Origin of the sequence: Oscillatoria salina IIICB1 (assembly GCF_020144665.1) — a bacterium.
Classification (GTDB): Bacteria; Cyanobacteriota; Cyanobacteriia; order Cyanobacteriales; family SIO1D9; genus IIICB1.
Window position 1 is genome coordinate 25,662 of the sequence record NZ_JAAHBQ010000066.1, and the last position, 6,203, is coordinate 31,864.

4 protein-coding genes are annotated in these 6,203 nt (G+C 41.8%); 1 reads left to right on the forward strand and 3 read right to left on the reverse strand.

What is annotated here, in order from left to right:
• Positions 1 to 233 precede the first annotated feature (233 nt).
• Positions 234 to 2,924, forward strand: coding sequence for a protein kinase domain-containing protein (locus tag G3T18_RS18515; RefSeq protein WP_224412066.1), 2,691 nt, complete (start codon positions 234 to 236; stop codon positions 2,922 to 2,924).
• A gap of 136 nt (positions 2,925 to 3,060) precedes the next feature.
• Here G3T18_RS18515 and G3T18_RS18520 read toward each other — a convergent pair whose 3' ends face one another.
• From G3T18_RS18520 to cofG, 3 genes are all read right to left on the reverse strand, one after another.
• The gene (locus G3T18_RS18520) at positions 3,061 to 4,119 is read right to left on the reverse strand and encodes a trypsin-like peptidase domain-containing protein (protein ID WP_224412067.1); all 1,059 of its coding nucleotides are present in this window, start codon (positions 4,117 to 4,119) and stop codon (positions 3,061 to 3,063) included.
• 287 nt (positions 4,120 to 4,406) lie between these two features.
• Entirely contained in the window at positions 4,407 to 5,024 is a 618-nt protein-coding gene (locus tag G3T18_RS18525) for a TIGR04282 family arsenosugar biosynthesis glycosyltransferase (protein ID WP_224412068.1), read from the reverse strand.
• 16 nt (positions 5,025 to 5,040) lie between these two features.
• On the reverse strand, positions 5,041 to 5,991 hold the full coding sequence (gene cofG, locus G3T18_RS18530; protein ID WP_224412069.1) for a 7,8-didemethyl-8-hydroxy-5-deazariboflavin synthase subunit CofG: 951 nt from the start codon (positions 5,989 to 5,991) through the stop codon (positions 5,041 to 5,043).
• Positions 5,992 to 6,203 lie beyond the last annotated feature (212 nt).

Consider the following 6,203-nt stretch of genomic DNA (forward strand, 5'->3'; position numbering starts at 1 on the left):
ATTGATTTTGGATAACTTTCGAGACTACGAGAAATTACTAGACTTTTAGACTCTTTCGCTTTTGTGACATTTCCGCGAGTGACATAATCGAGTAAACCACAAACCACCAACCAGTAACCCTTAACCACCATTAGCAACCCTAAAGCAAAAAACTGTCACAAGAAGAAAAAATATTGCGGATTTCACGTAGGAGACTAAGAAATAGATTAAGATCGGAGCAACCAGGATCGGATATGGCACAGCAAGAAATGATAGGGGAATTATTAGCCGGACATTACCGAGTATTAGAGAAATTAGGTGGTGGTGGTTTTGGGCAAACTTATATTGCTGAAGATACTCATCGCCCCGGAAACCCGCATTGTGTCGTTAAACACCTCAAACCTGCTTCTAACAATCCAAAAGTATTAGAAACAGCGAGAAAATTCTTCCAAAAAGAAGCAGAAACTCTCGAAAGTTTAGGAAATCACGATCGCATTCCTCGGTTGCTGGCTTATTTTGAAGAAAATGAACAATTTTATCTAGTTCAAGAATATATTGAAGGACATACTCTCACCAAGGAACTGACACCGAATCAACCTTGGGAGGAAAGCAAAGTTATTGCCTTACTTGAAGAAATTTTACCAACTCTCGACTTTATTCATAGCCAAGGCGTAATCCATCGGGATCTAAAACCTGATAACCTCATCCGTCGCAGTTCAGATGATAAATTAGTTTTAATCGATTTTGGCGCGATTAAGCAACTGCGTAACCAAACAATTACCGAATCAGGAGAACTTAGTGTTACTGTAGCGATCGGGACTCCTGGTTATATGCCGACAGAACAAACTAGAGGTACACCACGTCCGAATAGTGACTTGTATGCTTTGGGGATGATTTGCATTCAAGCGTTAACGGGGAAAATGCCAGTTTTTTTGCCGGAAGATCCCGATACAGGGGAAATTCTCTGGCAAAATTTAGTTACTGCAAGTCCGGATTTAATTAGCGTCTTGACGAAGATGGTACGCTACCATTTCAAAGACCGCTATCAGTCAGCAAGTGAAGTTTTAGAAGCTTTGTCTGGTTCGCAAAAACAGTTTACTCCCATTCCACCCACCGAACCTCCCCAAGCAGGCGCAGTGGCGGTTAATGAGTTAATTTTAGAGTGGGAAGAAGCCGGACAACCGCGCAGTTGGACGATTCGCGAAGGACAAACCGGGAAAAATCCTGGTACATTTAGAATTGGACGCGATCCTGCCCGTTGTGACTTGGTTTTGTCAGACCCAATGGTATCGGGACTTCATGCGGAGATATTTTTCGACTCGCAACAGCAGCGTTTTTGGTTGCGATCGCTAACTCAAAATAGTGTAACTGTAGTTAATGGACAACCTCTGTCCAATGTCGAAGTTCCTTTGCGTCACGGTAGCAGACTCAAGTTAGGACAAACTGATTTGCAAGCTACGGTAATTAATCCCGGACATTCACCAGTTCCTATTGTGGCAAACCAGCCTCTGCAACCGCAAACTCCTCCATCTCCTCCAGTCACTCCCAGACGACAAAATCTGAGTACCTCCGCAACGGTAGCAATTTCACCAGCCGCGAGAAGATCCTCTCCTGCGACTCCTCCCCCAGTGGAACCGGAAAGTAAAGTTTTACCTTGGGTTTTGGGTTTAACAGCAGCGATTTTGGTGGGTGGTTTAGGTGGCTTAGCGGTTAATTCTTGGCAAAATCCTATCGATCGGAGGGATAATGGTGAAGAAGAATGTTTTGTGTTAGCTACGGGAAATTTGCGATCGCAGCCTGCTTCTTTTAATGATGATAGTATTGTTCGTGTCGCTAACAACGAGAAATTACTCGTTACTGGTAAGCAAACCAAAAACGGTTGGGTAGAAGTAAATTTAGGTGAAGGTAAGCGCGGTTGGGCGCATCGAGATGTTATAACTAACGAAACCGAGATGGATGATTGTCTCGAAGAACAAGACATCGAAGTGAAAATCGTTCCCGACGTTACTCCACCGAAACCCAAAGATGAAGGAATTGAGTTACTCAAAGAAGCGAAAGAATTAGCAGATCAAGGAGAATTGGAAAACGCGATCGCAACTGCGAATAAAATCGACTCCGAAAGTAAAGCTTATCAAGAAGGACAAGAATATCTCGCTAAATGGCGTAAACAATTAGCCGAACTCAAAGATAAGGGAATTGAGTTACTCAAAGAAGCGAAAGAATTAGCAGATCAAGGAGAATTAGAAAACGCGATCGCTAAAGCTAGGGAAATCGACTCCGAAAGTAAAGCATATCAAGAAGGACAAGAATATCTCGCTAAATGGCGTAAACAATTAGCCGAACTCAAAGATAAGGGAATTGAGTTACTCAAAGAAGCGAAAGAATTAGCAGATCAAGGAGAATTAGAAAACGCGATCGCCAAAGCTAGGGAAATCGACTCCGAAAGTAAAGCTTATCAAGAAGGACAAGAATATCTCGCTAAATGGCGTAAACAATTAGCCGAACAAAACAAACCCGACTGCGAAGACGGACAAAAACCAGTTTACAACGAAAGCGAAGGCAAATATAACTGTCCAATAGATCCTTCAGATAAGAATGGGGCTTTAGATCGAGTGATTCCCAACTTCCAAGCATCTGCTATTCTACCAGAAGCAGCCTTCGCCAAATGTCCCGGAAATACCGAACTCTATCAACTAGGTGAAACCGACAAATTCAACTTTGCAGTCTGCGGTAAAGATGGGAAACCTAGATTTTACCTCGGTGAAAATAAAAATGCCGAAGATGGTATTACCGTCTCTTGGTCAAACGGCTTTAAAAATGGTAGCTTTTTGTACGAACCTCCAGGCTACGGTAAATCAAACAAATCCAAAGATGAATTGCAAGTTTATCAAGATGGAAAATTAGTCACTAACGAAAAAATCCAGCAACTATATCAGCTTAACTGACAACTGGGGACTGGGGACTGGGGACTGGGGATTTGGGGGACAAGGACGATTTGGGAAAATTCGGAGATTTGGGAGATTAACTGGTAAATGCGGGTACGTGATAACTGATAACTGGTAACTGATAATCCCCAATTCCCTAATTATAAGCCCGCAAAGTGTAATCCCCCGATTGTTCCGACTTAAAAGTGCTAACAACCACCGTATAAGTACCATCCTCTGGTAAAGTAATTATAATTCTGGCATTAGGATCGCCCGGTCGCCAATCATCATTTTTAGTCAAAATCGTCCCATCAGAATTAAGCAAAATCAAATAAGGATCGAGTTCCCAACTAACCATTTCAATTATTACCTGTTGACCAGCCCAACCCTCAAAACTATAAACATCAAAAAAACTTTCATCCCAGAGAGTTTCATCTCCATCGCGCAAACTACCATTAACAACCTCACCATCCAAAGTTAAACTACGAGGTGAAGTCGAATTTTTCCAAGCAGATAAACGTGGTGTTTCCCCAGATTGAACAGCTACCAAAAAAGATTCTACCTGTTCTAAATTAATCGCAAAACTAATTCCAGTATTCCTACTTCGAGAAGAGTAAAAAGCCGTATTAACTCCAATTGCTTCCCCAAAAGCATTCAACAAAGGTCCGCCAGAATTACCAGGATTAATTGCTGCATCGTGTTGAATTTGCTTTTCTTCTTCATCCAAACGACTGACAATTCCCCTAGTAAAAGTCCCTGAAAATTTGCCAAAAGGACTACCAATAGCATACACTTCCGAACCCACTCGTACTGAATTAGCCGTAGCAAGAGGAATAGTGGGGAGATTATCTTGCGAACGAATTTTTACGGCTGCTAAATCTAAATTCTTATCCCCAAAAGCCACAACTTCCGCAGGAAGTCGGGTTCCATCTTTTAAGACTACAGTAACAGTTCTGGGAGCATTTTCGACTACATGAGAATTAGTTAAAACCAAGCCATCAGCACTAATAATAAAGCCACTACCGCTACCTCTACCAGTATAAATCGTCACTACCGCTTCGCTAGCTTGTTCGTAAACATCTTCGGCGGCTAATTTTTCTCTGCCTTGTGCCAAAACAGGATTAGAATAGAAGCAAGGCAATCCAGTTTCCAGAGTAAGTAAGCTTCCTCCTGCTAAAACTACTGCTGCGACTAAACGCAAAAGTTGTTTGTTCATCAAATTTTCACCTCGTTATACTTTTTGTCTCTCTATAATATTCTCGGCAAAAAAAAGATGTTTTTTGGCAGTTGTATCGCTTTTTTAAGAGAAAATTTGGGATTGGTGATTGGTGATTGGTGATTGGGTTCAGTAATCAGTCAACAGTGAACAGTTAGCAAGTACCTGTATTTATCAGTTTATCCCCTAATTTCTCTTTGTCTCCCCTCATTATGTCCGACTCCCTCATCTTTATTGACATCTGGTAACTGATAACTGATAACTGATAACTGATTACTGTTAACTGATTACTTGCGATATCGTTTCCAGATTGACAAATCTTCGGGACGGTCAACATCATTAAGTAAAGGAAGATAACCGACGGCTAAATTTAGCTTCTCTGCAATAGCTTGAGTTTGTGACAAAACTGACGCAGTACCCCAGTTAACACCGATAAACAATTCGGGAATTAAACGCTGCAAACCAATTAAATAATAACCTCCATCGGCGGCAGGTCCCAAAACTAAATCTTGTTGTTGTAGCATCTCAAACGCAGATGCTAACACAATTGAGTTGCAATCAGGACAATCAATTCCAATGATTACTACCCGTCTCATTCCAGTAGCAAAAGCTTGTTGAAAAGCGATCGCCATACGAGAACCTAGATCCCCGTTACTCTGAGGATGATAAACTAAATTAGCACCCAACCAAGCTTGCATTAACTCAGAAGATCCACCAGCAAAGTATAGTTGGATCTGAACTCGGCGTAAACTTTGGAATGCGATCGCCTCTTTTACAGTATACTCTGTCATCTGACGCTGAAGTTCAGCCGCACCCTCAGCCCCCAACACAGGTATCATCCTAGTTTTCGTTTTTCCCGCTTCCGGATAACGACTAAAAATAATTAAACATTCATCTAAACCCATCTGCGTTTATCTGCGTTTATCTGTGGTTCCTACTTACAACTGCTTGCAGCTTACCATCTAACCATTTATAGTATTGCGGATAAACAGGCAAACGGGGAACTAATTCCCAGCCCGCAGGTGACAAAATTTCCCTCAGAGATTTATGCTGAATATGAGGATAATCGGGATTTACTTCATCAATGGGACTAATTCCACCTAAGTCTCGCGCCCCAGCAACCAGACATTCGAGTAATAAACTTGGTTTTCTGACTAAATTTGGCGGAATTTGTATCTTAATACTAGATGGGAGAATTTGGCGAGCAGTAGCGACAACTTCTGGTAACTTAGATAAATTAAAGCCAAGATTCTGCAAACTTTCCTTCGTACCCGGACTATAAGGTTGGAGAATCACCTCTTGGATATTACCCCAAGTTTGCTGCAATTGCGCGATCGCCTGTAAGGTTTCTTCTCGGTCTGTTTCTGTTTCCCCTATTCCCAACAACAAACCCGTAGTAAAGGGAATTTTTAACTCCCCTGCCCATTTTAACTGTTGATGTCTCCATTCGGGAACTTTACTCGGTGCGTGTTGATGTACTGTTGCTAGCAGTTTTGGGGTTAACTCCTCTAACATTAACCCCATCGAGACATTCACCTGCTTTAACTTACTCATCTCTGCAAAACTTAACGGTCCCACATTCGTATGAGGTAAAAAGCCTAACTCTAGAGCCACTTTGCAGATATCATAAATAAGATCCAGCCAAGCTTGTCTTCGCTTACTTAAAGGATGTACCTCACCGCTAAGAATGAGAATTTCCCAAACTCCACTTCCCTGAAGCGATTTTAACTTACTTGCGGCTGCCGCGACACTCAGCCAAGGACTTTTCCCTGGGTCAACGCGAAAATTGCAGTAGCTACAGCGATTAAAGCATTCGTAGGTCGGGACAATTGTATAAGCTGGGCTATAGGTAACGATTTTGTCTTCGCTCATCCTCGTCTGACGATTCGTTTAATTCACGACTCTAGCTTAACCTGAGCTTTCCAGGACGAGTCTAGTCTTACCACGAGACTATTCCTTTGGCGATAAAAGAAAAAAAATTTTACAAAAACCCTTTACAAAACTAAATAAACTTGTTAAGTTATAAATGGCGAGGCAAACAAAACGCCTCAACACCAAATACATAACTTAGTTAGCAATCATAT